At 61.2% G+C, this 24,957-nt stretch carries 20 protein-coding genes; 14 read left to right on the forward strand and 6 right to left on the reverse strand.

The annotated features are described in order from the left end of the window. Positions 1–92: 92 nt before the first annotated feature. The gene (gene ompR / locus PseuLF5_RS19885) at positions 93–833 is read right to left on the reverse strand and encodes an osmolarity response regulator transcription factor OmpR (protein WP_123470549.1); all 741 of its coding nucleotides are present in this window, start codon (positions 831–833) and stop codon (positions 93–95) included. 358 nt (positions 834–1,191) lie between these two features. On the opposite strand from ompR, the gene PseuLF5_RS19890 reads away from it, so the two are divergent. The 7 genes from PseuLF5_RS19890 (at position 1,192) to tauD (ending at position 9,632) form a co-directional block, all read left to right on the forward strand. Beyond that, a complete protein-coding gene (locus PseuLF5_RS19890; protein ID WP_340134464.1) occupies positions 1,192–3,516 on the forward strand; it encodes a Tex family protein in 2,325 nt (774 codons plus the stop codon). Further along, complete coding sequence (locus PseuLF5_RS19895; protein WP_340134466.1) at positions 3,516–3,899, forward strand: PaaI family thioesterase; 384 nt, start codon at positions 3,516–3,518, stop codon at positions 3,897–3,899. Before PseuLF5_RS19890 ends, PseuLF5_RS19895 begins: the two co-directional genes overlap by 1 nt. Before the next feature lie 213 nt (positions 3,900–4,112). Further along, positions 4,113–5,696, forward strand: a complete 1,584-nt coding sequence (gshA, locus tag PseuLF5_RS19900) for a glutamate--cysteine ligase (protein ID WP_186748679.1) — start codon at positions 4,113–4,115, stop codon at positions 5,694–5,696. Between the two features lie 329 nt (positions 5,697–6,025). After that, the gene (gene tauA / locus PseuLF5_RS19905) at positions 6,026–7,003 is read left to right on the forward strand and encodes a taurine ABC transporter substrate-binding protein (protein ID WP_340134468.1); all 978 of its coding nucleotides are present in this window, start codon (positions 6,026–6,028) and stop codon (positions 7,001–7,003) included. A 16-nt stretch (positions 7,004–7,019) separates the two neighbouring features. Then, positions 7,020–7,814 (forward strand): taurine ABC transporter ATP-binding subunit, encoded by a 795-nt coding sequence (tauB, locus tag PseuLF5_RS19910; protein WP_123470543.1) that lies wholly within the window; start codon positions 7,020–7,022, stop codon positions 7,812–7,814. Next, entirely contained in the window at positions 7,811–8,644 is an 834-nt protein-coding gene (gene tauC / locus PseuLF5_RS19915; RefSeq protein WP_340134471.1) for a taurine ABC transporter permease TauC, read from the forward strand. Before tauB ends, tauC begins: the two co-directional genes overlap by 4 nt. 145 nt (positions 8,645–8,789) lie before the next feature. Further along, positions 8,790–9,632 carry a taurine dioxygenase gene (tauD, locus tag PseuLF5_RS19920; RefSeq protein WP_340134473.1) on the forward strand — a complete coding sequence of 281 codons (843 nt, stop codon included), beginning with the start codon at positions 8,790–8,792 and terminating at the stop codon, positions 9,630–9,632. Positions 9,633–9,836: 204 nt separating this feature from the next. Here tauD and mgrA read toward each other — a convergent pair whose 3' ends face one another. The 3 genes from mgrA to PseuLF5_RS19935 all read right to left on the reverse strand — a co-directional run bounded on the left by mgrA (position 9,837) and on the right by PseuLF5_RS19935 (position 14,527). Then, positions 9,837–10,874, reverse strand: a complete 1,038-nt coding sequence (mgrA, locus tag PseuLF5_RS19925; protein WP_222833885.1) for an L-glyceraldehyde 3-phosphate reductase — start codon at positions 10,872–10,874, stop codon at positions 9,837–9,839. A gap of 109 nt (positions 10,875–10,983) precedes the next feature. After that, on the reverse strand, positions 10,984–12,303 hold the full coding sequence (locus PseuLF5_RS19930) for an LLM class flavin-dependent oxidoreductase (protein WP_123470538.1): 1,320 nt from the start codon (positions 12,301–12,303) through the stop codon (positions 10,984–10,986). 1 nt (position 12,304) lies between these two features. Further along, positions 12,305–14,527 carry a TonB-dependent receptor gene (locus PseuLF5_RS19935; protein WP_340134476.1) on the reverse strand — a complete coding sequence of 741 codons (2,223 nt, stop codon included), beginning with the start codon at positions 14,525–14,527 and terminating at the stop codon, positions 12,305–12,307. Positions 14,528–14,732: 205 nt separating this feature from the next. On the opposite strand from PseuLF5_RS19935, the gene PseuLF5_RS19940 reads away from it, so the two are divergent. Both PseuLF5_RS19940 and PseuLF5_RS19945 read left to right on the forward strand, forming a co-directional pair. Beyond that, positions 14,733–15,770 carry a LacI family DNA-binding transcriptional regulator gene (locus PseuLF5_RS19940; RefSeq protein WP_340134478.1) on the forward strand — a complete coding sequence of 346 codons (1,038 nt, stop codon included), beginning with the start codon at positions 14,733–14,735 and terminating at the stop codon, positions 15,768–15,770. Between the two features lie 188 nt (positions 15,771–15,958). Next, a complete protein-coding gene (locus tag PseuLF5_RS19945) occupies positions 15,959–16,219 on the forward strand; it encodes a hypothetical protein (protein WP_123470533.1) in 261 nt (86 codons plus the stop codon). 23 nt (positions 16,220–16,242) lie between these two features. On the opposite strand, the gene betT is transcribed toward PseuLF5_RS19945, so the two are convergent. Both betT and epsC read right to left on the reverse strand, forming a co-directional pair. Next, a complete protein-coding gene (betT, locus tag PseuLF5_RS19950) occupies positions 16,243–18,204 on the reverse strand; it encodes a choline transporter BetT (RefSeq protein ID WP_177490504.1) in 1,962 nt (653 codons plus the stop codon). A gap of 402 nt (positions 18,205–18,606) precedes the next feature. Further along, on the reverse strand, positions 18,607–19,533 hold the full coding sequence (epsC, locus tag PseuLF5_RS19955; RefSeq protein ID WP_123470529.1) for a serine O-acetyltransferase EpsC: 927 nt from the start codon (positions 19,531–19,533) through the stop codon (positions 18,607–18,609). A 190-nt stretch (positions 19,534–19,723) separates the two neighbouring features. Here epsC and PseuLF5_RS19960 point away from each other — a divergent pair, with 190 nt between their 5' ends. The 5 genes from PseuLF5_RS19960 to PseuLF5_RS19980 all read left to right on the forward strand — a co-directional run bounded on the left by PseuLF5_RS19960 (position 19,724) and on the right by PseuLF5_RS19980 (position 24,837). Continuing rightward, positions 19,724–20,728, forward strand: a complete 1,005-nt coding sequence (locus tag PseuLF5_RS19960; protein ID WP_128614679.1) for a D-cysteine desulfhydrase — start codon at positions 19,724–19,726, stop codon at positions 20,726–20,728. Between the two features lie 651 nt (positions 20,729–21,379). After that, positions 21,380–22,180, forward strand: a complete 801-nt coding sequence (gene tcyJ, locus PseuLF5_RS19965) for a cystine ABC transporter substrate-binding protein (RefSeq protein WP_186748048.1) — start codon at positions 21,380–21,382, stop codon at positions 22,178–22,180. Further along, on the forward strand, positions 22,180–22,845 hold the full coding sequence (tcyL, locus tag PseuLF5_RS19970) for a cystine ABC transporter permease (RefSeq protein ID WP_186748049.1): 666 nt from the start codon (positions 22,180–22,182) through the stop codon (positions 22,843–22,845). Before tcyJ ends, tcyL begins: the two co-directional genes overlap by 1 nt. A 4-nt stretch (positions 22,846–22,849) precedes the next feature. After that, positions 22,850–23,599, forward strand: coding sequence for an L-cystine ABC transporter ATP-binding protein TcyN (tcyN, locus tag PseuLF5_RS19975; RefSeq protein ID WP_123470521.1), 750 nt, complete (start codon positions 22,850–22,852; stop codon positions 23,597–23,599). Between the two features lie 473 nt (positions 23,600–24,072). Continuing rightward, a complete protein-coding gene (locus tag PseuLF5_RS19980; protein WP_128615941.1) occupies positions 24,073–24,837 on the forward strand; it encodes a hypothetical protein in 765 nt (254 codons plus the stop codon). The last annotated feature ends 120 nt before the right edge of the window (positions 24,838–24,957 follow it).

The raw sequence follows: 24,957 nt of genomic DNA on the forward strand, positions 1-24,957 counted from the left end.
GGAGCGAGCAATGCTCGCATATTGCGGATTGCGAGTCTGCGGGAATGGCCGTTCGACCCGCCCCCGGCAGACCCGCTCCTACAAATCACCGATCACTTGGTGGCGGCACCATCCGGCACAAACACGTAACCCACGCCCCAGACCGTCTGGATGTAGCGAGGCTTGGACGGATCGGGTTCGATCATCCGGCGCAGACGGGAGATCTGCACGTCGATGGAACGCTCCAGCGCATCCCACTCGCGGCCACGGGCCAGGTTCATCAGTTTGTCGCGGGTCAGTGGCTGACGTGCGTTCATCACCAGCGCCTTGAGTACTGCAAACTCACCGGTGGTGAGCATGTGCACTTCATCGCCGCGTTTCAGTTCGCGGGTAGCCAGCGACAACACGTAATCACCGAAGGTGACATTTTCATCTTCGCTGCCCGGTGCGCCCGGGACCGGTGCGGCCTGGCGGCGCAACACCGCTTTGACGCGCGCCATCAGCTCGTCCGGGTTGAACGGCTTGGCCAGGTAATCGTCGGCGCCCAGTTCCAGGCCCTTGATACGGCTCATCTCATCGCCTTTGGCGGTGAGCATGATGATCGGAATCTGGTTGTTCGCGGCCCGCAGACGGCGGCACGCGGTCAGGCCGTCTTCGCCCGGCAGCATCAGGTCGAGGACCACCAGATTGAAGACTTCACGCGACAGCAGACGATCCATCTGCTCGGTGTTCGGTACGGTACGGGCGCGGTAGCCCTTGCTGACGAAAAAACGTTCCAGCAGGCTGCTCAGACCCGGATCGTCGTCAACAATAAGAATTTTTTCGCCTTCAGCATTATTTACAGTGCTGCTCATTGGATGCTCCTTTTAGCTCGGCGCGCATTATGGCGTAGCTGCCGTTATACGCACCGTGTGCATTGTTAGCAGATTTTTCCTTCACTGCCAGAAAACCGGGGTTTATGCCTACAGACTGCTACACCCCCGAATGACAGAACGCTGGTTATAATGCGCGGCGTTTTGTGCCAGGCAACGTCTGAATCGTTACCGCAGGTGGCCGCGATTTTTTCCGGACCGGCGCAGTAATTGTTCGATTTCACGGGTCAATGGGGAGCCTTTTGACCCAGGCAGCGGCAATTTTCTAGCCGCTCAACCAGACTCCGGGCCTTTATTTCCGTGCCTGCGAGCCTGCTTTCACACTATGTCAGGTGGTTTTATGGACAGCATCAACAGCCGCATCGCCGAGGAACTCGGCGTACGCCCGCAACAGGTCGAAGCGGCCGTCGCGCTACTCGATGAAGGCTCTACCGTTCCCTTCATCGCCCGTTACCGGAAAGAAGTCACCGGCAGCCTCGATGACACCCAGCTGCGTCATCTGGAAGAGCGACTGCGCTACCTGCGAGAACTCGACGAACGGCGCATCAGCATCCTCGCCAGCATCGAGGAGCAAGGCAAACTCACCCCGGCCCTCGAACGCGATATCAAACTCGCCGACACCAAGACCCGCCTCGAAGACTTGTACCTGCCGTACAAGCAAAAGCGCCGCACCAAGGGCCAGATCGCCCTGGAAGCCGGCCTCGGCGAGCTGGCCGACGGCCTGTTCAACGACCCGAATCTGTCCCCGGAAGCCGAAGCCGCACGTTTTGTCGATGCCGAAAAAGGCGTGGCCGATGTGAAGGCAGCGCTCGAAGGCGCCAAGTACATCCTGATGGAGCGCTTCGCCGAAGACGCCAGCCTGCTGGAAAAACTGCGCAACTACCTCAAGCAGGAAGCGACTATCAGCGCTCGCGTGATTGCCGGCAAGGAAGAAGAAGGCGCCAAGTTCCGCGACTACTTCGAGCACGACGAACCGCTGAAAAGCATGCCGTCGCACCGTGCACTGGCGATTTTCCGTGGCCGCAACGAAGGCATTCTCAGCTCCGCGCTGAAAGTCGGCGACGAACTGCCGGGCACCATGCACCCGTGCGAGGGCATGATCGGCCAGCAATTCGGTATCCAGAACCAGAACCGCCCGGCCGACAAATGGCTCGGTGAAGTGGTGCGCTGGACCTGGAAGGTCAAGCTCTACACCCACCTGGAAACCGACCTGCTGGGCGAACTGCGCGACGGCGCCGAAACCGAGGCGATCAACGTCTTCGCCCACAACCTGCACGACCTGCTGCTGGCCGCGCCGGCCGGCCCGCGCGCCACGCTGGGCCTCGACCCGGGCCTGCGTACCGGTTGCAAGGTCGCCGTGGTCGACTCCACCGGCAAGCTGCTCGACCACGCCACGGTTTACCCGCACGTGCCGCACAACAAGTGGGATCAGACCATCGCCATTCTGGCCGCGCTGTGCGCCAAGCACTCGGTGGACCTGATCGCCATCGGCAACGGCACCGCCAGCCGCGAAACCGACAAACTGGCGATCGAGCTGATCAAAAAATATCCAGCCATGAAGATGACCAAGGTCATGGTCTCCGAGGCCGGCGCATCGGTGTACTCGGCGTCGGAACTGGCGGCCAAGGAATTCCCGGATCTCGACGTGTCGATCCGTGGTGCAGTATCCATCGCCCGCCGTCTCCAGGATCCACTGGCAGAGCTGGTGAAGATCGACCCGAAATCCATCGGTGTCGGCCAATACCAGCACGACGTCTCGCAACTGAAACTGGCGCGCGGGCTGGATGCGGTGGTCGAGGACTGTGTGAACGCCGTTGGTGTCGACGTGAACACCGCCTCGGTGGCACTGTTGGCGCGGATCTCCGGCCTCAACGCGACCCTGGCGCAGAACATCGTTGCCCACCGTGACGAACACGGCGCATTCAAAACCCGCGCTGCACTGAAGAAAGTCGCACGTCTGGGCGAAAAAACCTTCGAACAGGCGGCCGGCTTCCTGCGCGTGATGAACGGTGACAACCCGCTGGATTCCTCGGCGGTTCACCCGGAAGCCTATCCGCTGGTGCAACGCATTGCCGCTGAAACCGACCGCGACATTCGCTCGCTGATTGGCGATGCCGCGTTCCTCAAGCGTCTGGATCCGAAGAAATTCACCGACGAAACCTTCGGTCTGCCAACCGTCACCGACATCCTGCAAGAACTGGAAAAACCGGGTCGCGACCCGCGTCCGGAATTCAAGACTGCCGAGTTCCAGGAAGGCGTCGAAGACCTGAAAGACCTGCAACTGGGGATGATCCTCGAGGGCGTCGTGACCAACGTGACCGCGTTCGGCGCATTCGTCGACATCGGCGTGCATCAGGACGGTCTGGTGCACATCTCGGCTCTGTCGGAGAAATTCATCAAGGACCCACGCGAAGCGGTGAAGGCCGGTGACGTGGTGAAAGTGAAGGTCATGGAAGTCGACATCCCGCGCAAACGCGTCGGCCTGTCGATGCGCATGAGCGACACCCCGGGCGAGAAGATCGACGGTGCCCGTGGTTCGCGTCCGGGCTCGGCGCCGCGCCAGTCTTCGGGCAACGCGCCACGCAAGGAATCCGCTCCTGCCACGCCGGTGAACAATGCGATGGCCTCGCTGTTCGCCAACGCCAAGCAGTTGAAGAAACGCTGATGGAGATTCCGTCCGGGCTCGTCGAGAGCGCGTTTTTCAAGCTGTTGGGCTGCCGCCTGCACAGCCTGGAAACCGGGGTGGTGCAAGTCGCCCTGGTGCTGGAACCGGAACTGCGCAACCGCGGCGGCAAGTTGCACGGTGGCGCGCTGTTCAGTCTGGTCGACATCGCCATGGGGCTGGCCTGTTCCAGCACCCACGGCTTCGATCAGCAGAGCGCGACCATCGAGTGCAAGATCAACTACATCCGCGCCGTATCCGACGGCGAGGTGCTGTGCACGGCCCGGGTGATCCACCCGGGTCGCCGCACATTGGTGGTCGAAGCCGACGTGATGCAGGCCGACAAACTGGTCGCAAAAGCGCAAGGCACGTTCGCTGTCCTGTAGCTACTGGTCATCAATTTGAGTTAATTTCGGCGCTGTGTCTGCGGCGTCGAACTTTTCCGCACGCGCAATAGCCAGATTCAAGGAGTGAAGTTGGCGATCGGCACGGGCCTTTACGGCTCAAAAACCAGGCGAAAACGCCAGTTTCAACTTCACCCTTGTAGACCGTCCTGCCCACCCCCATATTGGGGCGACTGACGCGTGAAGGAATCCAAATTGAGCGAACTTCTCAACCGCCGCCTGGCTCTGCTCGGCGAGCGCGCCAACCTCTCTCTGCTCGAACAGTGCCTTCACGGTATCGAACGTGAATGCCTGCGCGTGACCAGCGAAGGTCGACTGGCGCAAACGCCGCACCCGGAAGCCTTGGGTTCCGCGCTGACCAATGAACAGATCACCACCGACTACTCCGAGTCGCTGCTGGAATTCATCACGCCCGCCCTGCCCGACCCGGCAGACACCCTGGCGAGCCTGGACAAGATTCATCGCTTTGCCTACAGCAAGCTCGGCAACGAGTACCTGTGGAGTCCGTCGATGCCGTGCCCGTTGCCGGCCGAGGAAGACATCCCGATCGCCTATTACGGCACCTCCAACATCGGGCAGCTCAAGTACGTCTATCGCAAGGGCCTGGCCCTGCGCTACGGCAAGACCATGCAGTGCATTGCCGGGATCCACTACAATTTTTCCCTGCCGGAAAAGCTCTGGCCGCTGCTGCGCGAAGCCGAAGGTTTCGTCGGCACCGACCGCGATTTCCAGTCATCGTCCTACATCGCGCTGATCCGCAACTTCCGTCGCTACAGCTGGCTGCTGATGTACCTGTTCGGTGCCTCGCCGGCGCTGGATGCAGGTTTCCTGCGCGGTCGTTCGCACCAGTTGGAACAACTGGACCCGGACACCCTGTACCTGCCGTACGCCACCAGCCTGCGCATGAGCGACCTCGGTTACCAGAGCAACGCCCAGGCCGGCCTGACGCCGTGCTACAACGATCTGTCGAGCTACACCGACAGCCTGCGCAAGGCCGTGGCCACGCCGTACCCGCCGTACGTTGAAGTCGGCACGCACAAGGATGGCGAGTGGGTGCAGCTCAACACCAACATCCTGCAGATCGAAAACGAGTACTACTCCAACATCCGCCCGAAACGCGTGACCTACACCGGCGAACGGCCGATCCAGGCGCTGATGGCCCGTGGCATCCAGTACGTCGAAGTGCGTTGCCTGGACATCAACCCGTTCCTGCCGATGGGCATCGACGTCACCGAGTCGCGCTTCCTCGACGCGTTCCTGCTGTATTGCGCACTGAACGACAGCCCGTTGCTGACCAACACCTCGTGCGGCAATGCCACTTCGAACTTCCTCAGCGTGGTCAAGGAAGGTCGCCGACCGGGCCTGCAATTGCAGCGCGACGGACAGCCGGTCGAGCTGAAGACCTGGGCCGCCGAGTTGCTGGAACAGATCGCGCCGCTGGCCGCCCTGCTCGATCAGAGCCACGGCGGCGATGCGCACAGCAAGGCACTGGATGCGCAACTGGCCAAGGTCAGCGACCCGTCCTTGACCCCGTCGGCGCAGGTGCTGGCGGCGATGGCCGAGCACAAGGAAAGCTTCGCGCAGTTCTCCCTGCGTCAGAGCCAGGCCCATGCCGAGTTCTTCCGCAGCGAGCCGTTGGCGGCGGAAGATCAAGCGAAGTTTGAGGAGCTCGCGCGTTCGTCGCTGGCGGCGCAGGCTGAGCTGGAGCAGAACGAGGTGGGGGATTTCGACGTGTTCGTCGGTTCGTATCAGGCGAGCATTCTGGCGATCAGCAATTAAAAGCCCCTCACCCTAGCCCTCTCCCAGAGGGAGAGGGGACTGACCGGGTTGTTGATGCGAAATACGCCGACCTACGATACCGAGTCGAACTCAGGTCCTGAACATCCCCCAATCTGCTCCCTTTCCCCTCGCCCCCTTGGGGGAGAGGGCTGGGGTGAGGGGGCAAAGATCTAATGCCGAACGAATAACTCCGAAACGCCCACAAACTCCCTCGCTCTTAGATTTTTCCGCTCATAAGCTCATTCTAAAAAGTTATTTATTTTTAGATTCTTAGATCATTTAGTCTCCTTTCACGCCGAACCTCGGTAGCCTGATATGGAGCACTCCCCATGAAACTGAATTTCCCGCTGCGCCTGCTGGCCGTGGCCTCTCTGGCTGCCGCGAGCTTTCTGGCGCAGGCTGCCGACCTCACCGTCGCTTACCAGACCACCGTTGACCCGGCAAAAGTTGCCCAGGCCGACGGTGCTTACGAAAAGGCCACCAAGGCCGACATCAGCTGGCGCAAGTTCGACAACGGCGCCGACATCATCGCCGCCATCGCCTCCGGTGACGTGCAGATCGGTTACCTCGGTTCCAGCCCGCTGACTGCAGCGATCACCCGCAAGGTCCCGGTGGAAACCTTCCTCATCGCCACCCAGATCGGCGCCGCCGAAGCGCTGGTCGCCCGCGACGGTTCCGGCATCAAGAGCCCGCAGGATCTGGTCGGCAAGAAAATCGCCGTGCCGTTCGTGTCCACCGGTCACTACAGCCTGCTCGCGGCGCTCAAGCACTGGAACATCGACCCGTCGAAAGTCACCGTACTCAACCTCGCGCCACCAGCGATCATTGCTGCGTGGAAACGCGGTGACATTGACGCCACTTACGTTTGGGACCCGGCACTCGGCGTCGCCAAGGAAAACGGCAAGGTGCTGATCACCTCCGGCGAACTGGCCAAGTTCGGCGCGCCAACCTTCGATGCGTGGATCGTGCGCAAAGACTTCGCCGAGAAGCACCCGGAAATCGTCAGCGCATTCGCCAAGGTTACCCTCGACGCCTACGCCGACTATCGCAAGGATCCGCAAGCCTGGCTCGCCAACCAGAGCAATGTCGACAAACTGGTGAAGCTCTCCGGCGCCAAGGCCAGCGACATTCCGCTGCTGCTGCAAGGCAACGTCTACCCGCTGGCGGCTGATCAGGTGATCACCCTCGGCGCGCCGACCACCAAGGCCATCACCGACACCGCCGCGTTCCTCAAGGAGCAAGGCAAGGTTGAAGCCGTGCTGCCGGACTACGCGCCGTACGTCAGCGCCAAATACATCACCCACTGATCGGGAGTTAACTGCGATGGCCTTGCTACAGCTGGAGCGCATCAGCGCACAGTATCCCGGCAGCCCGGACCCGGTGCTGGCGGACATTTCCCTGACCCTCGGGCCTCAGCAGTTGCTGGTCGCCCTCGGCCCGTCCGGCAGTGGCAAGACTTCGCTGTTGAACCTGATTGCCGGTTTCGTCGAGCCCAGCGCCGGGCGCATCACCCTCGACGGCGTGCCGGTCAAAGGCCCGAGCGCCGAACGCGGCGTGGTGTTCCAGGACGACGCCCTGCTGCCCTGGCAGGACGTGTTGGCCAACGTCGCTTTTGGTCTGGAACTGGCCGGCGTCGCCAGAGACAAACGCGAAAAGATTGCCCGTGAAATGCTGACGCTGGTCGATCTCACAGGGTTTGATAGCCGCCGTATCTGGCAACTCTCCGGTGGGCAGAAACAGCGCGTTGGCCTGGCCCGCGCCCTCGCTGCTGACCCGCGTGTGTTGCTGATGGACGAACCCTTCGGTGCCCTCGACGCCTTCACCCGCGAACAGATGCAGGAGCTGTTGCTGCAAGTCTGGCAGCGCACCGCCAAACCGGTATTCCTGATTACCCACGACATCGAAGAAGCGGTGTTCCTCGCCACTGACCTGATTCTGCTCGCGCCGAATCCGGGGCAGATCGTCGAACGTCTGCACCTGGATTTCGGCCAGCGTTACGCCGCTGGTGAGTCCGCCCGAGCGATCAAATCCGACCCGCGTTTTATCGAAACCCGCGAGCACGTGCTGAGCAAAGTGTTCTCGCAACGCAGCGCCGTTCAGCGGCAGGAGCGCGCATGAGCAGTTACGACGTTTCCGCTGCGGCGGTGAAACCCCCTTCGGTGGCGATTCCCGTGCGGCGCAGCCTCAGCACGCGCTGGATCAGCCTGCTGACCTTGTTCGCCTTGCTGGTGCTCTGGTGGGCGGTGACCGCCAGCGGTTTGATCGAACCGCTGTTCCTCCCACCACCGTCCGCCGTGCTGCAAAAAGGCTGGCTGCTGGCGACCACCGGCTACATGGATTCAACCCTGTGGCAGCACTTGGGCGCGAGCCTGAGCCGCATTGGCCTGGGCCTCGGTTTTGCGATTCTGACCGCAGTGCCGGTGGGCATTGCCATCGGCGCCAACCGTATCGCCCGTGGTGTGCTCGATCCGCTGATCGAGTTCTACCGACCGATTCCGCCACTGGCTTATCTGCCGCTGATCGTGATTTGGTGCGGCATTGGCGAGTTGTCGAAAGTGCTGCTGATCTACCTGGCGATTTTCGCCCCGATTGCCATCGCGACTGCGACCGGCGTGCGCACTGTCGATCCGGCGAAACTGCGTGCCGCGCAGTCGCTCGGCGCCACTCGCGCACAACTGATTCGCCACGTGATTTTGCCCAGCGCCCTGCCGGACATTCTTACCGGTGTGCGCATCGGTCTGGGCGTCGGCTGGTCGACACTGGTCGCCGCCGAATTGATCGCCGCCACCAGTGGTTTGGGCTTCATGGTGCAGTCTGCTGCGCAATTCCTGGTCACCGATGTGGTGGTGCTGGGGATTCTGGTGATCGCCCTGATCGCGTTCGCCATGGAACTGAGCCTGCGCGCCCTGCAACGTAAACTGGTGCCGTGGCACGGCCAGGCGCACTGAAGTCGCCCTTTTAAATCCTTGCAGGAGGGATCCTGCTCGCGATTGCGGAGTGTCAGGCTATGGCTGTTGTGAATGACAAACCGCTTTCGCGAGCAGGCCCGCTCCTACAAAAAAGCTCTATCCCCCGAATTCGAAGAGTAAGACCATGAGCAGCCTGACCATCACCCCCTTAAGCTCGGCCCTCGGCGCACAGATCAGCGGCGTCGATGTCAGCCAGCCGTTGAACCTGGAACAGCGCGACGCCATCGAGCAGGCGCTGCTCCAGTATCAAGTGCTGTTCTTCCGCAACCAGCCGATCGAGCCGCCGCAACAGGCACGCTTCGCCGCGTACTTCGGTGATCTGCACATTCATCCGATCTACCCGAACGTGCCGGAGCAGCCGGAAGTGCTGATCCTCGACACCGCCGTCACCGACGTGCGCGACAACGCGATCTGGCACACCGACGTAACCTTCCTGCCGACCCCGGCGATGGGCGCGGTACTCAGCGCCAAGCTGTTGCCGGCGTTTGGCGGCGACACTTTGTGGGCCAGCGGAATTGCCGCGTACGAAGCACTCTCGGCGCCGATGAAAAGCCTGCTAGAAGGGCTGACCGCCACTCACGACTTCACCCGTTCGTTTCCGCTGGAGCGCTACGGCAACACGCCGCAAGCGCTGGCGCAGTGGGAAGAGGCGCGCCGCAAGAACCCGCCGCTGTCGCACCCGGTGATCCGCACCCATCCGGTGAGTGGACGCCGTTCGTTGTTCGTCAACGAAGGCTTCACCTCGAAGATCAACGAGCTGTCGGAAACCGAGAGCGAGGCGATTCTGAAGTACCTGTTCGCCCACGCGACGCGGCCGGAATTCACCATTCGCTGGCGTTGGCAGAAGGACGACATTGCGTTCTGGGACAACCGCGTGACGCAGCATTACGCGGTAGACGATTACCGCCCGGCGCGGCGGGTGATGCAGCGGGCGACGGTGTTGGGGGATGTGCCGTTTTTTCGCTGAGCCGTTTTAACAGCCAAAAGCCCCTCACCCTCACCATGACCCTCTCCCGGAGGGAGAGGGTCAGGGTGAGGGGCTTTAGAGGTACGCCGACCTGATATTGCTTTGCTGAATCCACAGTCGAAGCAGTTTTTCAGGTCGATGTATGGCTACAGACACCTCGGTCGGCGCCCTCTCTCTCTGCGAGAGCGCTGATGTGAGGGTGACTCACTCCGCCGTCGAAGGCTTCTCCCAAAGATTGATCCCGCCCTCCTGGGCAAACCGGTCAATCTCCGCCAGCTCTTCAGCACTGAAGCTCAGGTTCTTCAACGCCCCGACGTTCTCGATGATCTGCTCTGGCCGGCTCGCACCGATCAGTGCCGAGGTCACCCGCGGATCACGCAGGGTCCACGCCAGCGCCAGTTGCGCCAGGCTCTGACCGCGACGCTTGGCAATCTCGTTCAGTGCGCGCACGTGCGCGATGTTCGCCTCGGACAAGTGCGAGGCCTGCAGCGAACCACCACCCGGCCGATTGACCCGCGCATCTTCCGGCACGCCGTTGAGGTACTTGTCGGTCAGCAGACCTTGGGCCAGCGGGGTGAAAGCGATCACGCCGGTACCCAGTTCGTCGGTGGTGTCGAGCAGATCCTTTTCGACCCAGCGATTAAGCAGGTTGTACGCCGGCTGATGAATCAGCAGCGGTACTTTCCACTCTTTGAGCAGCGCGGCGATCTCGCGGGTTTTCACCCCCGAGTACGACGAGATGCCGATGTACAACGCCTTGCCCTGCTGCACGGCAGTGGCGAGGGCGCTGGCGGTTTCTTCCAGCGGGGTGTCCGGGTCGAAACGGTGCGAATAGAAGATATCCACATAATCCAGGCCCAGGCGCTGCAGGCTCTGATCGAGGCTGGCCAGCACGTATTTGCGCGAACCGCCGCCCTGACCATATGGCCCTGGCCACATGTCCCAACCGGCCTTGCTGGAGATGATCAGCTCGTCGCGATACTGCTTGAAATCTTCACGCAGCAGGCGCCCGAAATTGATCTCGGCGCTACCGTACGGCGGGCCGTAGTTGTTGGCGAGGTCGAAGTGGTTGATCCCCAGGTCGAACGCGGTGCGCAGCAAGGCGCGCTGGGTGTCGATCGGCGTGCTGTCGCCAAAGTTGTGCCACAGGCCCAGCGACAACGCCGGCAGCACCAGACCGCTGCGCCCGACGCGGCGGTAAGGGATGGAGTCATAGCGGTTTTCGGCAGCGGTGTAAGTCATCGAATCCTCTCTTGTCTGTCTTGAATGGGTGTCGACTTCTTCGCGAGCAAGCTCGCTCCCACAGGTAAATGCATTCCAGATGTGGGAGCGAGCTTGCTCGCGAAGGGTGCTACACAAATCTATTGCCGGGTCGGGCAAGGCCCAGGTTCTGGCGCAAGGTCCGGCCCTCATACTCGGTTCTGAACAGGCCACGCCGCTGCAGTTCCGGAACCACGCCATGGGCAAAGTCTTCCAGCCCGCCCGGCAGGTGCGGCACCAGCACATTGAAGCCATCCGCCGCGCCCTGCTCGAACCATTCCTGCAAGCGGTCGGCAATCTGCGCCGGCGTGCCCACCAGGCTGTAATGCCCGCGCCCGCCAGCAATTTTGCGACCGAGTTCGGCGAGGCTCAGGTTCTCCCGACCTGCCAGTTCAGTGAGCAATTTCTGCCGGCTCTGCTGACCGCTTTCCGTCAGTGGCAATTCCGGCAGCGGGCCGTCCAACGGGTACTTCGACAAATCGAAGTTGCCCAGCATACGCCCAAGCAAGGCGACGCCAACCTCCGGTTCGACCAATTGCTGAAACGTTTCACACTTTTCCTGCGCTTCGGCTTCCGTTTGCCCGACGACGACAAAGACCCCCGGCATGATTTTCAGCGAATCGGCACTGCGCCCGTACTTCGCCAAACGGCCTTTGAGGTCGGCGTAAAACGCTTGCGCGCCGGCCAGCGAGGTCTGCGCGGTGAATACCACCTCAGCAGTCTGTGCCGCCAGTTCACGCCCGGTCTCGGAAGAGCCGGCCTGCACGATCACCGGTTGCCCCTGTGGCGAACGCGCCACGTTCAGCGGGCCTTTGACCCGAAAGTGCTCGCCGACGTGCTCCAGCACATGCAGCTTCGCAGGGTCGTAATACTCACCGCTGGCCTTGTCGCGGTGAAAGGCGTCGTCCTCCCAACTGTCCCAAAGCCCGGTGACCACTTGATGAAATTCCCGCGCGCGGCTGTAGCGCTCGGCGTGGCCGATGTGTGCGTCACGCCCGAAGTTCAGCGCTTCGGCGGCGTTGTCCGAGGTCACCAGATTCCACCCCGCACGTCCGCCGGACAGGTGATCGAGCGAAGCGAATTTACGCGCCACGTGGTACGGCTCGTTGTAGCTGGTGGTCGCTGTGGCGATCAGGCCGATGTGTTCGGTCACCGCACTGAGGGCCGAGAGCAGTGTCAGCGGTTCAAAGTGATCGGAGCGGGCCATGCGACTGGCGATGTTTTGAGTCGGCGCGGCAACGCTGTCGGCAACGAACAACGTGTCGAATCTGGCCGCCTCGGCAATCTGCGCCAGACGCTTGTAGTGAGCGAAATCCAGACCGGCATTGGCCGGCACCTGCGGGTGACGCCACGCGGCGACGTGGTGCCCGGTGGCCATGAGAAACGCGCCGAGTTTCAACTGTCTGCTCATCTCAGAAATCCTTGCGCAGTTGCACGCCGAAGTAGCGCTCGTCATCCCGTGGCACAGCGCGATAGATGTAGCTGCCGCCGCTGGCCAGCAGCGGTGAGTAGGACTTGTCGGCGAGGTTCTTGCCCAGCAGCGCCACGCGCCAGCCATTGCTGTAATCGGCCAACGCGACGCTGGCGTTCCAGAGGCCGTAGGCGCCCTGTTTGGTGTCGGCGTTCTGGCTGATGTCGTACTGCACCTCGCTCTGCCAGCTATAGTCGGTGCCGAGTTCGATATCCAGACCGTTTTCCAGTGGAATGGTGTAATCGGCGCGCACGTAACTTTTCCAGTCGGGGCTGAATGGCAGCGGCTTGCCATTGACGTTGCAAGTTGCCGCCGCACCGGCCGGGCAGCTGAACTGGTCGATGCGCGCGCGGGTGTAGGCCAGTGCCCCGGAGAACTTCAATTGCTGGGTTGCCTGTAAGGCGTAATCGAGCTCGACGCCTTCGGTGCTGACACTGCCGGCGTTGATCAGACGCGTCACCACTTGCCCGGCAACGGTGTCGAAAAAGTTCGCCTGGTAGTTGTCGTAGTCGCTGTGGAACACGGCGAGGTTGGTGGTCAGGCGGTTGTTCCAGCTCGTGGCTTTGATACCCGCCTCCCAGGTGTTCGAGGTTTCCGGTTTCAGTGCCTCGGTGTCACGCGGCTGCATGTTGAAGAACACGTTGTACGCCGGGCCTTTGTAGCCGCGCGAGTAGGTCAGGTAGGTGGTGACGGCATCGCTGAGGTCGTACTGCACGCCAAGCCGACCGGACCAGCCGTCCTCGTCCACCGAACCTGAACTGCGGGTGGCCGGTTGAATGCCGCTGACCGTGTTCGCCGAGGTGGAGACGCGGCGGTGAGCGTATTCCAGCTCATCGTGGGTGTAGCGCAGGCCGGCGATGCCACGGAAGTCGGAAGTGAAGTTCAGCGTGGTTTCGCCGAATGCGGCGTAGCTGTCGCTGGTGGTGCTGTAGTCGGCAACGCCTCGGTCGGTGCGCGTGGTGGTGGTCAGTGTGCGCTGATAGGTCTCGTCATCCTTGCCATGCATGTAGAACAGGCCGCCGACGTATTCGAGGAATTCGCCCTTCGGCGAGGCCAGGCGCAACTCCTGCGAGTACTGATCGAAGGCCAGGTCGCCCTTGTCGGCGGTGCCGGGAAACGCTGCGGTGATCGTGCTCAGCCGATCGCCGTCCTGATACTGGGTGTTGTCCCAGCCGCGCCACGCGGTGATCGACGTCAGGGTGTAATCGCCCAGTTGCCAGTCGAGCTGGCCGGACAGGCCTTTGTTGGTGTCCTCGACGTGGCTGCGGGTATCGGTGCTGATGTCACGGTTATGATTGCTGGCCTCGACCGGGCGCAGTGCATTGGCGAACGCCGGGGTCAGCGACTTGCTGACCACGCCGTTGGGGCCGTCGTCGTGGGCCTGCATGTAGTCGGCGATCAGGGTGAAGGTGACGTCATCGTTCGGGGTGAACTCGAGTTTGCCGCGCACCCCGCGATGGTTGTAGCCGTTGACCTCCTGCCCGTTGTGCTTGTTGTCGACGTTGCCGTCGTAAGTCCCGAACAAGGTGCTGATCGAGCCTTTGAGCGTGTCCGGAATCAGGCTGCCGCCAATGCCGAAACGGGTGCGGCTTTCGTTGCCGCTGTAGTAGGACTGGTCGATGTAGCCGTGGGTCTCGCTGGTCGGCGCCTTGCTGGTGATGTTGAGCACGCCGGCCGAGGCATTCTTGCCGAACAGCGTGCCCTGCGGGCCGCGTAGCACTTCGACGCGTTCCAGATCCAGCAGATCAAGGGTCGATTGACCAGGACGCGCATAGACCACGCCGTCGATCACCGTGGCCACCGTTGGCTCGACGCCGGGCGAGGTGGAAATCGTGCCCACCCCGCGCACGAACAGCGAGGTGTCCTTGTTCGACGCGCCGGTACGGAAATTCAGCGACGGCACTTGCTGGACGATGCTCGCCACACCGTTGCGGTTATCGCGCTCCAGCTGTTCGCCGTCGATCACCGAGACCGCTACCGGGACCTTTTGCAGCGATTCTTCGCGGCGAGTGGCGGTGACCGTCACCGACTTGAGGGTTGGCTCTTGATCGCTGTCTGCAGCCAGCGCATCGGCCAGCGGCAACGCCGCCAACCCGGTGAAAATCCAGCCTGCAGCGCGAACAGATTGCGCCAGTGTGTGTGTCGCCCCAGGAATGTTGTGCATGGTTGCCCGCTCGAAATTAGCCCTGAACCGCTGCCGTTCTGCGACGACAGCGCCTGAATCGGTGTCTTGGGCATTCGCTCGAGCGAGTAGCAGACAGCGCGCCTTGTTAGCGCTACCATCGCCAGTATTGGCAAGCCACACATAGAGCGTCCAATACTGAAAAATTACTTTTATATGCGTTTTGGTTTTTAAGAAGGATCGAGCCTTGAACCAGGAAAAGCCCCGCAAACGCCGTGGCGCCGGACGCGTGACCCTCAATGCAGTGGCACGTGAGGCCGGTGTGTCGGCGATCACCGTGTCGCGCTATTTCAATCAACCGGAATCGGTCTCGCCCGAGCGCCGCGAACGGATTGCGGCGGTGGTTGCCGAGTTGGGTTATGTGCCGAACCTGGTGGCCGGCGGATTGGCTTCAGCGCGGGGGAAAATCGTCGGCATGGTGATCCCGAACATCTCCGGGCCGATCTTTGCCAACACCATTCAGGGCTTCAGCGACACCCTCAGCCGCCATGGTTATCAGTTGTTGCTGGCGTCGAGTTACTTCAGCACCGAACAGGAAGAAAACGCAGTGCGCGCGTTTCTCGGCTGGTCGCCGGCGGCGTTGGTGCTGACCAGTCACTTCCATAGTGCGGGCACTGAAAAGATGATCGCCGAGGCGGACATTCCGGTGATCGAAACCTGGGATTACCAGCCGGATCGCGAACCGATGCAGATCGGCTTTTCGCATTTTGAAGTCGGAGTGACCGCAGCTCGTTATCTGCACGACAAAGGCTATCGCCGCATTGCCTTCGTGCAGAACAGCGCCCCCGGTGACCTCAGCGCACTGGAACGCCGCGACGGTTACGCCGCCACCGTGCGCGAGTCCGGCCTGGAACCCTGGGTATTCGCCCCCGACGCCGACCGCGCGCCGTTCGAGGCCGGCAAACAGGCAATGGAGGCACTGATGAACGCCGCTCCCCGCCCCGACGCCATCATTTTCGCCAACGACAACCTCGCCGCCGGCGGCCTGCTCGCCGGGCAACGCGCCGGCCTCAAGATCCCCGAAGACTGCGCTGTACTCGGCTTCGGTGATTACCCGTTCGCCGAGATGCTGTTGCCGAGCCTGAGCACGATCAAACCGCCGGCACTGGAAATCGGCGTGCTGGCGGCAACGCGGGTATTGGAAAGCCTGGGGGTGTTGCCGAGTGATGATGTGCAGCGCCTGAATTTATTGCAGTGCAAGGTGATCGAGCGCGAGAGCACCTGATGAAGTTGGCGGGGGCTGGATTGGCTATGCTCTAAAGGGCACCGAGGTGGCCCTGTCGCGAGCAGGCTCACTCCTACAAGGAATGCGGTTGGCCACAGGATTTGTGCGCAGCCGCGTTCACTGCAGGAGTGAGCCTGCTCGCGATAGAGGTCCATCAGGCGAAATCCATCTACCAGGCAGAACCCGCCATGCACACCGCCATCATCATTTTCTTCGGCCTGGTCCTGCTCGCCCTGATGCTCTACATCGGCGAGCGTGTTGGCTTCAGTCGGCAGACCATGGCCTACGGCTTCGCCGCGCTGTGGCTGGCGTTGACGGTGATCAATGGCGCAGTGGGGGTGGTGCATGCCGGGCAGTCGCCGGGGTCGGAAATAGCGATTGGCAGTGCGGTGTTCGGGGTGCCGATGGCGGCGATGGTGTTGTTCATGGTGCTGAGCGCCGGGTCGTAAACGTCCCGGCGCTCGGCTCACGATCAACGCACCAGATGCAGGAACTGCATGTGGCGTTCGTACTGGTCGAGGATGTCGTTGATGATCTGCTCCTTGGTGTAACCCACCAGATCATAGTCCTGACTGCCCTCGCTCAGGTGCACTTCAGCGCGGTAGTAGCGGCGGTTGTTGAGTTGCTTGGACCCCATGCCACCGCGCGCAAACGACGGCGTGAAATAGCCGCGCATCTGCACTTGATAGATGAACGGATGCAACTCGCCATGGCCGATTTCCAGGCTGACGTTGTCATGCGCCGGATCTGGCTGAGTGACCACGTTCAGGCCTTTTTCGACAAACACCGCCGTCACCTCCTCAATCGCCGGGCGCACCGTGGTGTCCATGAAACGGTACACCTCGTCGCGTGACGGGAAGTGCACAGCCTGGCTCAGGCGCTGACGCCAGCCACCCTTGCCACGCCGCGAACCGGACACCGGGGCCAGCGAATGCAGTTGCGCGATCTGTTTCTGCGACTCCAGATAGAACGCCTTGTGCAGGCCCCACATCATCAGCAGCAGGATCAACGAGAACGGCAACGAGGTCAGCACCACCGCCGACTTCAGCGCATCAATGCTGCCGGAGAACAGCAGCGCACTGGTGATCAGCGCTGTCATCGCGCCCCAGAACACCCGCAGCCATTTCGGCCCGTCTTCATCGGGGTTACCGCCCTTGGCCGACAGGGTCGAGAGCACCACAGTGCCGGAGTCGGCCGAAGTGACGAAGAACACAAAGCTGATGAACACCGTCACGGCGATGACGGTCTTGCTCCACGGGTAGGTTTCCAGCAGCAGGTACAGGGTCATCGACGGGTTGTCGATGGCCGACATGCCCAGCGCACTCATGCCGTGATTAAGCACCTGATCCAGCGCGCTGTTGCCGAAGATCGACATCCACGCCAGGGTGAAACCGAGCGGAATCAGCAGCACGCCGAAGACGAATTCACGGATGGTCCGGCCACGGGAAATCCGCGCGATGAACAGGCCCACGAACGGCGACCACGCGATCCACCAGGCCCAGTAGAACACGGTCCAGCCGCCGAGCCAGTCGCTTGGTTTGTCGTAGGCGTAGAGGTCGAAACTCTTCATCGGCAAGGCGCCGAGGTAATCGCCGAGGTTCTGGATCAGGGTGTTGAGCAGGTGCTGGGTAGGGCCGGCGAACAACACGAACAGCAGCAGCGCACAGGCCAGCAGCATGTTGATGTCGGACATGACCCGCACGCCTTTATCGACACCGGAAACGGCAACGATGATCGCCGCGCCCATCATCAGTGTGATCAGGCCGACCTGAATCCACTGGGTATGGGCGATGCCGAACAGGTAGTCCAGTCCGGAGTTGAGGTGCAGCACACCAAAACCCATGTCGGCACCCAGGCCGAACACCGTGGCGATGATGCCGAAGCCATCCACCGCATAGCCGATGGGGCCGTTGATGCGTTTGCCGATCAGCGGGTACAACGCCGAGCGCAGCGCCAGCGGCAGGTTATGCCGGTAGGCAAAGTAAGCCAGGGCCATGCCGACGAAGGCAAACACGCCCCAGCCATGCAGGCCCCAGTGCAGAAACAGAATCTGCATCGCCTGCCGCGCCGCTTCGGCGGTGCCGGCCTCGCCTTGTGGCGGTTGCAGCATGTGGGTCAGCGGTTCGGAGACGCAAAAGAAAAACAGCGTGATGCTGATCCCGGCAGCGAACAGCATGCCGGCCCAGGACAGGTAACTGAATTCGGGCTCGTCGTGGTCGGCACCGAGTTTGATCTTGCCGTAGCCGGATAACGCGGTGACCACCACGAAGACCAGATACAGCGTCATCGCGAGCATGTAATACCAGCCGACCGTATTGGCCGCCCAGTTTTGTGCCGCCAGCAACCAGGCTCCAGCCTGCTCCGGCATGGCAATGACAACGAGACCAAACAGCAGAATGACCGTCGCGGCGAAGTAGAACACCGGCGGATTCATGCGTACCAGACCGCTGGCGGGGGTGGACGATGCACTCATGAACGGTGCACCTCGAGGGGTTGAAACGTGGCTGAAATGATCGGACTCAGCAAAGGCAAGCCTCCTGTTGTGAGCGGGCAGCGAACCACCGGTTTAACTTGAATGAACGTTCAAGTTAAACATGGATAGGGCGCTAAGGACTAATCGCACGGCCAAGCGGTAGTTTTCCTACGCTAGCTCAAGGAGAGGTATGACGCTGGTTTGAGGGGATTCGTTCACTGGAGAATTGGCTGAATGCCATTATCCCGGTTCGGTCTGAAAACCATTCGCGAGCAAGCTCGCTCCCACATTCGAATTGCATTCCATTGTGGGAGCGAGCTTGCTCGCGAAGAGCTCAGCAACCGCGAAGCAAATTCCAGAAGCCTACTTCTGCGTCCCGTCATCATGCTGCAGATTGGCCTGGGTCAGATTGCACCCCGCCGGCACACTGCGGGTCAGCCAGACGTTGCCGCCGATGGTCGAGCCCTTGCCAATGGTGATCCGCCCGAGAATCGTCGCCCCGGCGTAAATCACCACGTCGTCCTCGACAATCGGATGGCGTGGATGGCCCTTCTGCAACTGCCCGTCTTCATCTGCCGGGAAGCGCTTGGCGCCCAGGGTCACCGCCTGATAGATCCGCACGCGTTCGCCAATGATCGCGGTCTCGCCGATCACCACACCCGTGCCGTGGTCGATGAAGAAACTGCGGCCAATCTGCGCGCCCGGGTGAATGTCGATACCCGTCGCTGAATGCGCGATTTCCGCACTGATCCGCGCCAGCAGCGGCAGCCCGGCGCGATACAAATGGTGCGCCAGACGATGGTGGATCACCGCCAGAATTCCCGGATAGCACAGCAGCACTTCATCGACGCTGCGCGCCGCCGGGTCGCCGTGATAGGCCGCCAATACGTCGGTGTCGAGCAACGCGCGCAGGTCCGGCAAGGCCAGGGCGAAGTCCTGAATAATGCGGATCGCCTGCTGCTCCACGTCGCGGTCATCCTGCGCGCTGTGCCGGGCGACGTAGCGCAACTCCAGCCGGGCTTGCGCCAACAGCGCATTCAGCGCCGTGTCGAGGGTGTGACCGACGTAGAAGTCTTCACTCTCCTCACGCAAATCCACCGGCCCCAGGCGCATCGGGAACAATGCGCCACACAGCGCCTCGAGAATCTCCGCCATCGCCGCGCGAGACGGCAACTCGCGGCCACCCTGCTCGCCGGAGGCCCGGCCATTTTGTGCACGCCACTGATCCCGCGCACTGCGCAGTTGGCTGACGATGGTCTGCAGTTGCCAATGGCTGGAACGCTCGCTCACGGTAAAGACTCCTCACGGGCGGCCGGACGGTCTGGCCGCGTTAACGGCGACTACTTTACGGCAAGGCCACGATAACGAATTAAGAACCGATAGTGCTGGCCTAAGCACGTTTGGCTATAAGCGATTGGCGGTTGCCCCGGTAAAACCGCGTGCCTATAGTCCTTCCATCTTCCTCCGCCAGTACGGAACCATGTCCACACAACCGATCAAACACCAGCTGGAACGCTTCAACCGCCTCGACCTGCTCGGTCAACCGACCCCACTGGAAAAACTCGAACGCCTGTCCGCCTGGCTCGGGCGCGACGTGTACATCAAGCGCGATGATTTGACGCCGCTGGCCATGGGCGGCAACAAGCTGCGCAAACTCGAATACCTCGCCGCCGATGCCCTCGCCCAAGGCGCCGACACGCTGATCACCGCGGGCGCCCTGCAATCGAACCACGTGCGCCAGACTGCGGCGCTGGCGGCGAAACTCGGCCTCGGTTGCGTGGCCCTGCTGGAAAATCCGCTGGGCACCGACGACGGCAACTACACCGGCAACGGCAATCGCCTGCTGCTGGATCTGTTCGACACCAAGGTCGAGTTGGTCGACAACCTCGACAACGCCGACGAACAACTGGCCGCCCTCGCGGTGCGCCTGCGCAGCAACGGCAAGAAACCATATCTGGTGCCAATCGGCGGCTCCAATGCCCTCGGTGCGCTGGGCTACGTGCGTGCCGGCCTGGAACTGGCCGAACAGATCAAGGACACCGGCCTCGATTTCGCCGCCGTGGTGCTGGCCTCGGGCAGCGCCGGAACTCATAGCGGGCTGGCGCTGGCATTGAGCGAAGCCTTGCCGCAACTGCCGGTAATCGGCGTGACCGTTTCGCGCAGCGAAGAAGATCAACGCCCGAAAGTGCAGGGGCTGGCCGAGCGCACGGCGGACCTGTTAGGCGTGAAATTGCCAGAGAACTTCAAGGTCGAGTTGTGGGACGAATACTTCGGCCCGCGTTATGGCGAGCCAAACGCCGGGACCTTGTCGGCGGTGAAGCTGCTGGCAAGCCAGGAAGGCCTGCTGCTCGACCCGGTATACACCGGCAAAGCCATGGCCGGTTTACTGGACGGCATCGGCCGCCAGCGTTTCAACGATGGCCCGATCATATTCCTGCACACCGGCGGCGCCCCGGCATTGTTTGCCTATAAGGATTTTCTGTAACGGAAAGATCAAAAGATCGCAGCCACAGCAGCTCCAAAAGGAATAAGCCCCCCACCGAAGCCTGCCCCCCCACAAGGACCGAACCACCCAATAGGCCGAGTGTCAGCTCGCCTGCTCTTGATCTTGATCTTCAGGCCCCTTCGGCAGGCTGAGTGGAGGGATTCATCCGGGGGGCAGGCGCGCAGCGCCGTGCGGCGAAGCCGCATACATCGAGAGGAGGTGCAGCGAAGCAAACCGGAGGCGATGCCCCCGGATGGATCCCGGAGCGAAGGAACCCCGAGCCTTAGCGAGCGGGCCGAACGCTGGGGCAAGCCTTTTTTTGCTTACTTTTTTGAGGCGTTTGTCAAAAAAGTGAGTCGCCGTAAGGGCGAAACCGCCAGCCGCCCCCCCAAAAAAAACGGATATACACCCAAACCCCAAAAACATGGTCGGCCCAGAGGCCGCCAAGCCCCAAAACCAATATTCGATTAAGGAATAACAATTTATATATTAAGTATTTTCAAGTCTAAACAAACCATCATATAGTCTCGCCGCAGGCGAATTTCGCCAGAGACGCATAAGCTGCTTTAGGGCACGATACCGCAGTCGCTCGAATCACAAATTCGCCAACTTTCCTTAAGCGTCTTCCATAAGAAAACACAGGGGCTTGTCATGAATTTTTCCGCACTACGTCGCAATCTGCTGGTAGGTTCGCTGGGCCTTGCACTGAGCGCCGGCCTGATCAGCCAGGCAACAGCCGGTGAACAGCTGCAGCAGATCAAGGACAAAGGCGTTATCAACGTCGGCCTGGAAGGCACTTACCCACCGTTCAGCTTCGTCGACGAGAACGGCAAGCTCTCCGGTTTCGAAGTCGAACTCTCCGAGGCACTGGCGCAGAAGCTGGGCGTCAAAGCCAAGATTCAACCGACCAAGTGGGACGGCATCCTTGCCGCACTGGAGTCCAAGCGCCTGGACGTAGTGGTCAACCAAGTGACCATCTCCGACGAGCGCAAGAAGAAGTATGACTTCTCCGAGCCGTACACCGTTTCCGGGATTCAGGCATTGGTCCTGAAGGACAAGGAAGCTGCACTGAACATCAAGACCGCCGCCGACCTGAAAGGCAAAAAAGTCGGCGTCGGCCTGGGCACCAACTATGAACAGTGGGTCCGCGCCAACGTGCCGGGCGCTGATGTGCGCACCTATGACGATGATCCGACCAAGTTCGCCGACCTGAACAACGGTCGCACCGACGCCATCCTGATCGACCGTCTGGCCGCACTGGAATACGCCAAGAAAGCCCCGAAAACCGTCGCCGCAGGTGAAGCCTTCTCCCGTCAGGAGTCCGGCATTGCCCTGCGCAAAGGCGAGCCGGAACTGCTGGCAGCGGTGAACAAGGCCCTCGACGATCTGCGTGCCGACGGCACCCTGAAGAAACTGTCCGAGAAATACTTCAACGCTGACGTCACGAAATAATGGAAGAAGCTTTCCAACTCGCACTGGATTCCGCGCCCTTCCTGCTCAAGGGCGCGTACTACACAGTCATCCTCAGCCTGGGCGGCATGTTCTTCGGCTTGCTGCTGGGCTTTGGCCTGGCGTTGATGCGCCTGTCGCGCTTCAAACTGGTGAGCTGGATTGCCCGCATCTACGTGTCGTTCTTTCGTGGCACGCCGTTGCTGGTGCAATTGTTCGTGATCTATTACGGCTTGCCGCAAATGGGTCTGGAACTGGATCCGCTGCCGGCGGCCCTGATCGGCTTCTCGCTGAACATGGCCGCTTACGCCTGTGAAATCCTGCGCGCCGCGATCGGTTCGATCGAACGCGGCCAATGGGAAGCGGCTGCGAGCATCGGCATGACCCGTGCACAGACCCTGCGCCGGGCCATCCTGCCGCAAGCGATGCGCACGGCCTTGCCGCCGCTGGGCAACAGCTTTATCTCACTGGTCAAGGACACGGCACTGGCCGCCACCATTCAGGTGCCGGAGCTGTTCCGTCAGGCGCAGCTGATTACCGCCCGGACGTTCGAAGTCTTCACCATGTATCTTGCCGCCGCGCTGATCTACTGGATTCTGGCCACGGTGCTGTCGCACCTGCAGAACAAGCTGGAAGAGCGGGCCAATCGGCACGACCAGGAGTCCTGACCTCATGATTGTCGTAGAGAAACTGACAAAGCAGTTCAAGGGTCAAGAGGTGCTCAAGGGCATCGATCTTGAGGTCAAGGAAGGCGAAGTCGTGGCCATCATCGGCCCCAGCGGTTCGGGGAAAACCACGTTTCTGCGCTGCCTGAACTTCCTTGAGGAACCCACCAGCGGCCGGATCAAGGTCGGCGCTATCGAAGTCGATACCAGCCGCCCGCTGAGCCAGCAGCAAAGCCTGGTGCGCACCCTGCGCCAGCACGTGGGCTTCGTGTTCCAGAACTTCAACTTGTTCCCCCATCGCACCGCTCTGGAAAACGTCATCGAAGGGCCGATCGTGGTCAAGAAGATGCCGCGCGAGCAAGCCATTGCCCTGGGCATGAAGCTGCTGGCCAAAGTCGGTCTCTCCGGTAAGGAAGACGCTTACCCGCGTCGCCTGTCCGGCGGCCAGCAACAGCGCGTGGCAATTGCCCGGGCGCTGGCGATGGAGCCGGAAGTGATCCTGTTCGACGAGCCGACCTCGGCCCTCGATCCGGAACTGGTCGGTGAAGTACTGGCGACCATCCGCGGCCTTGCCGAGGAAAAACGCACCATGGTGATTGTCACCCATGAAATGGGCTTCGCCCGTGATGTGGCCAACCGTGTGGTGTTTTTCGACAAGGGTGTGATCGTCGAACAGGGTGAAGCCAAAGCGCTGTTTGCCAACCCGAAAGAACAACGCACCCAACAGTTCCTCAGCAAGTTCCTCAATCACGCCTGATAACTTTCAACGCATGATTCTTAAACTTCCACGGATGGAAGTTACCTTTACCCCGCCCCCAACAACTTCAAAAACCTTATAAATCCCGCCTGCCATACGCGGCCTGCTTATATGTTCTGCAAACATTATTGTTCGCGTTCACGCCACTCTTCGCCGAAGGACAACGTTCGAATAAACCTGCGGCAAAACCGGCAGAAACTCCTTGGTTCTGTGGCCCTATTCACTATCGAACCTAGGCATAGGGATTCGTCAGCGTAGGAAATTTCTGAATAATCGGTAATTCACGAATTAACTAACTCACTCTATTGACACCCCCTCCAGCACGTTCTTATCTAGTCACCAATCAGCCTCACTTAGTTAAATAACCCCGTATTCAAACTGAACAAAAGCGCACCGCTTTATTGCCAGTTGATTCACGCTTTTTTGTTCTTTCAGAAACGGACTTCGCTGCAGGATTTCAAGGAGAGAAAACGATGACCCGCACTTCGCATACCCCCGAACTGGCAGCCCCGATTCTGGCGCCAGCGCAAAAAACCGGCATCAATCTGGCTGCAGCGGCCCACCTGCTGGTCAATGTGTCGCCCTACCCCGACATGGATTGCGGCGATCTGATCGAGTTGTTCTGGAACAAATGCTATGTCGCCTCGAAGGTGCTGACCGGCGAAGACGTCGGTGCCGTGGTCAGCCTGCGGGTGCCGGAGAGTTTCATTGCCAATGGCATCGCACGCATTCACTACCGGGTAATGCAGGTCGGCCAGGGGCCGGCGTTGTCGGCGCCGACCCGGGTGCAGGTCAAGCTCGACTGCCCGGGCGGCGAGCCTTCGACGCTGTGCGGCGACGAAAACCAGCAACTGGCACCGGTGACGATCCCCGACACCATTCGCCGCCAAGGCGTGAACCCGAATCAGATCAAACGCGGTGTGCCGCTGACCATCGAGCCTTACCTGAACATGGCCGAGGACGATGCCATCACCTTGCGCTGGGGGGATGTGCGCATGGATCTGGCACCGATTACCACAGCGGATGTCGGGCTGCCGATTCAGGTCTGGGTGCCGCCGGCGGTGATCGTTGAAGCCGGGGAAGATCTGCGGCTGGATGTGACGTATTGCATCCTTGACCGGGTCGGCAACAACTCACGCTGGGCGCCGCCACGGACGTTAAAGATCGGCTGCGTGAATCCTTATCTGAAGGTGCCTCTCAACCCGGAACTCAAGGTCGCCGAATCGCGCACAGACTGAACACAGCCCTTGTGGCGAGGGCGCTTGCTCCCGCTCGGCTGCGCAGCAGGCGCAAAACCGACACGACGGTTTAGCTGAAGGGAACAGCTGTGCAGGTTTCAGGGGCGCTTCGCAGCCCAG

It is taken from the genome of Pseudomonas sp. LF-5 (assembly GCF_037626295.1).
GTDB lineage: Bacteria > Pseudomonadota > Gammaproteobacteria > Pseudomonadales > Pseudomonadaceae > Aquipseudomonas > Aquipseudomonas monsensis.

Excerpts from the sequence above, each read along its gene's own strand:
- ompR (WP_123470549.1), bottom strand. The coding sequence starts at position 833 with ATGAGCAGCACTGTAAATAATGCTGAAGGCGAAAAAATTCTTATTGTT.
- PseuLF5_RS19890 (WP_340134464.1), top strand. The coding sequence starts at position 1,192 with ATGGACAGCATCAACAGCCGCATCGCCGAGGAACTCGGCGTACGCCCG.
- PseuLF5_RS19895 (WP_340134466.1), top strand. The coding sequence starts at position 3,516 with ATGGAGATTCCGTCCGGGCTCGTCGAGAGCGCGTTTTTCAAGCTGTTG.
- tauA (WP_340134468.1), top strand. The coding sequence starts at position 6,026 with ATGAAACTGAATTTCCCGCTGCGCCTGCTGGCCGTGGCCTCTCTGGCT.
- tauB (WP_123470543.1), top strand. The coding sequence starts at position 7,020 with ATGGCCTTGCTACAGCTGGAGCGCATCAGCGCACAGTATCCCGGCAGC.
- tauC (WP_340134471.1), top strand. The coding sequence starts at position 7,811 with ATGAGCAGTTACGACGTTTCCGCTGCGGCGGTGAAACCCCCTTCGGTG.
- tauD (WP_340134473.1), top strand. The coding sequence starts at position 8,790 with ATGAGCAGCCTGACCATCACCCCCTTAAGCTCGGCCCTCGGCGCACAG.
- mgrA (WP_222833885.1), bottom strand. The coding sequence starts at position 10,874 with ATGACTTACACCGCTGCCGAAAACCGCTATGACTCCATCCCTTACCGC.
- PseuLF5_RS19930 (WP_123470538.1), bottom strand. The coding sequence starts at position 12,303 with ATGAGCAGACAGTTGAAACTCGGCGCGTTTCTCATGGCCACCGGGCAC.
- PseuLF5_RS19935 (WP_340134476.1), bottom strand. The coding sequence starts at position 14,527 with ATGCACAACATTCCTGGGGCGACACACACACTGGCGCAATCTGTTCGC.
- PseuLF5_RS19945 (WP_123470533.1), top strand. The coding sequence starts at position 15,959 with ATGCACACCGCCATCATCATTTTCTTCGGCCTGGTCCTGCTCGCCCTG.
- betT (WP_177490504.1), bottom strand. The coding sequence starts at position 18,204 with ATGAATCCGCCGGTGTTCTACTTCGCCGCGACGGTCATTCTGCTGTTT.
- PseuLF5_RS19960 (WP_128614679.1), top strand. The coding sequence starts at position 19,724 with ATGTCCACACAACCGATCAAACACCAGCTGGAACGCTTCAACCGCCTC.
- tcyJ (WP_186748048.1), top strand. The coding sequence starts at position 21,380 with ATGAATTTTTCCGCACTACGTCGCAATCTGCTGGTAGGTTCGCTGGGC.
- tcyL (WP_186748049.1), top strand. The coding sequence starts at position 22,180 with ATGGAAGAAGCTTTCCAACTCGCACTGGATTCCGCGCCCTTCCTGCTC.
- tcyN (WP_123470521.1), top strand. The coding sequence starts at position 22,850 with ATGATTGTCGTAGAGAAACTGACAAAGCAGTTCAAGGGTCAAGAGGTG.
- PseuLF5_RS19980 (WP_128615941.1), top strand. The coding sequence starts at position 24,073 with ATGACCCGCACTTCGCATACCCCCGAACTGGCAGCCCCGATTCTGGCG.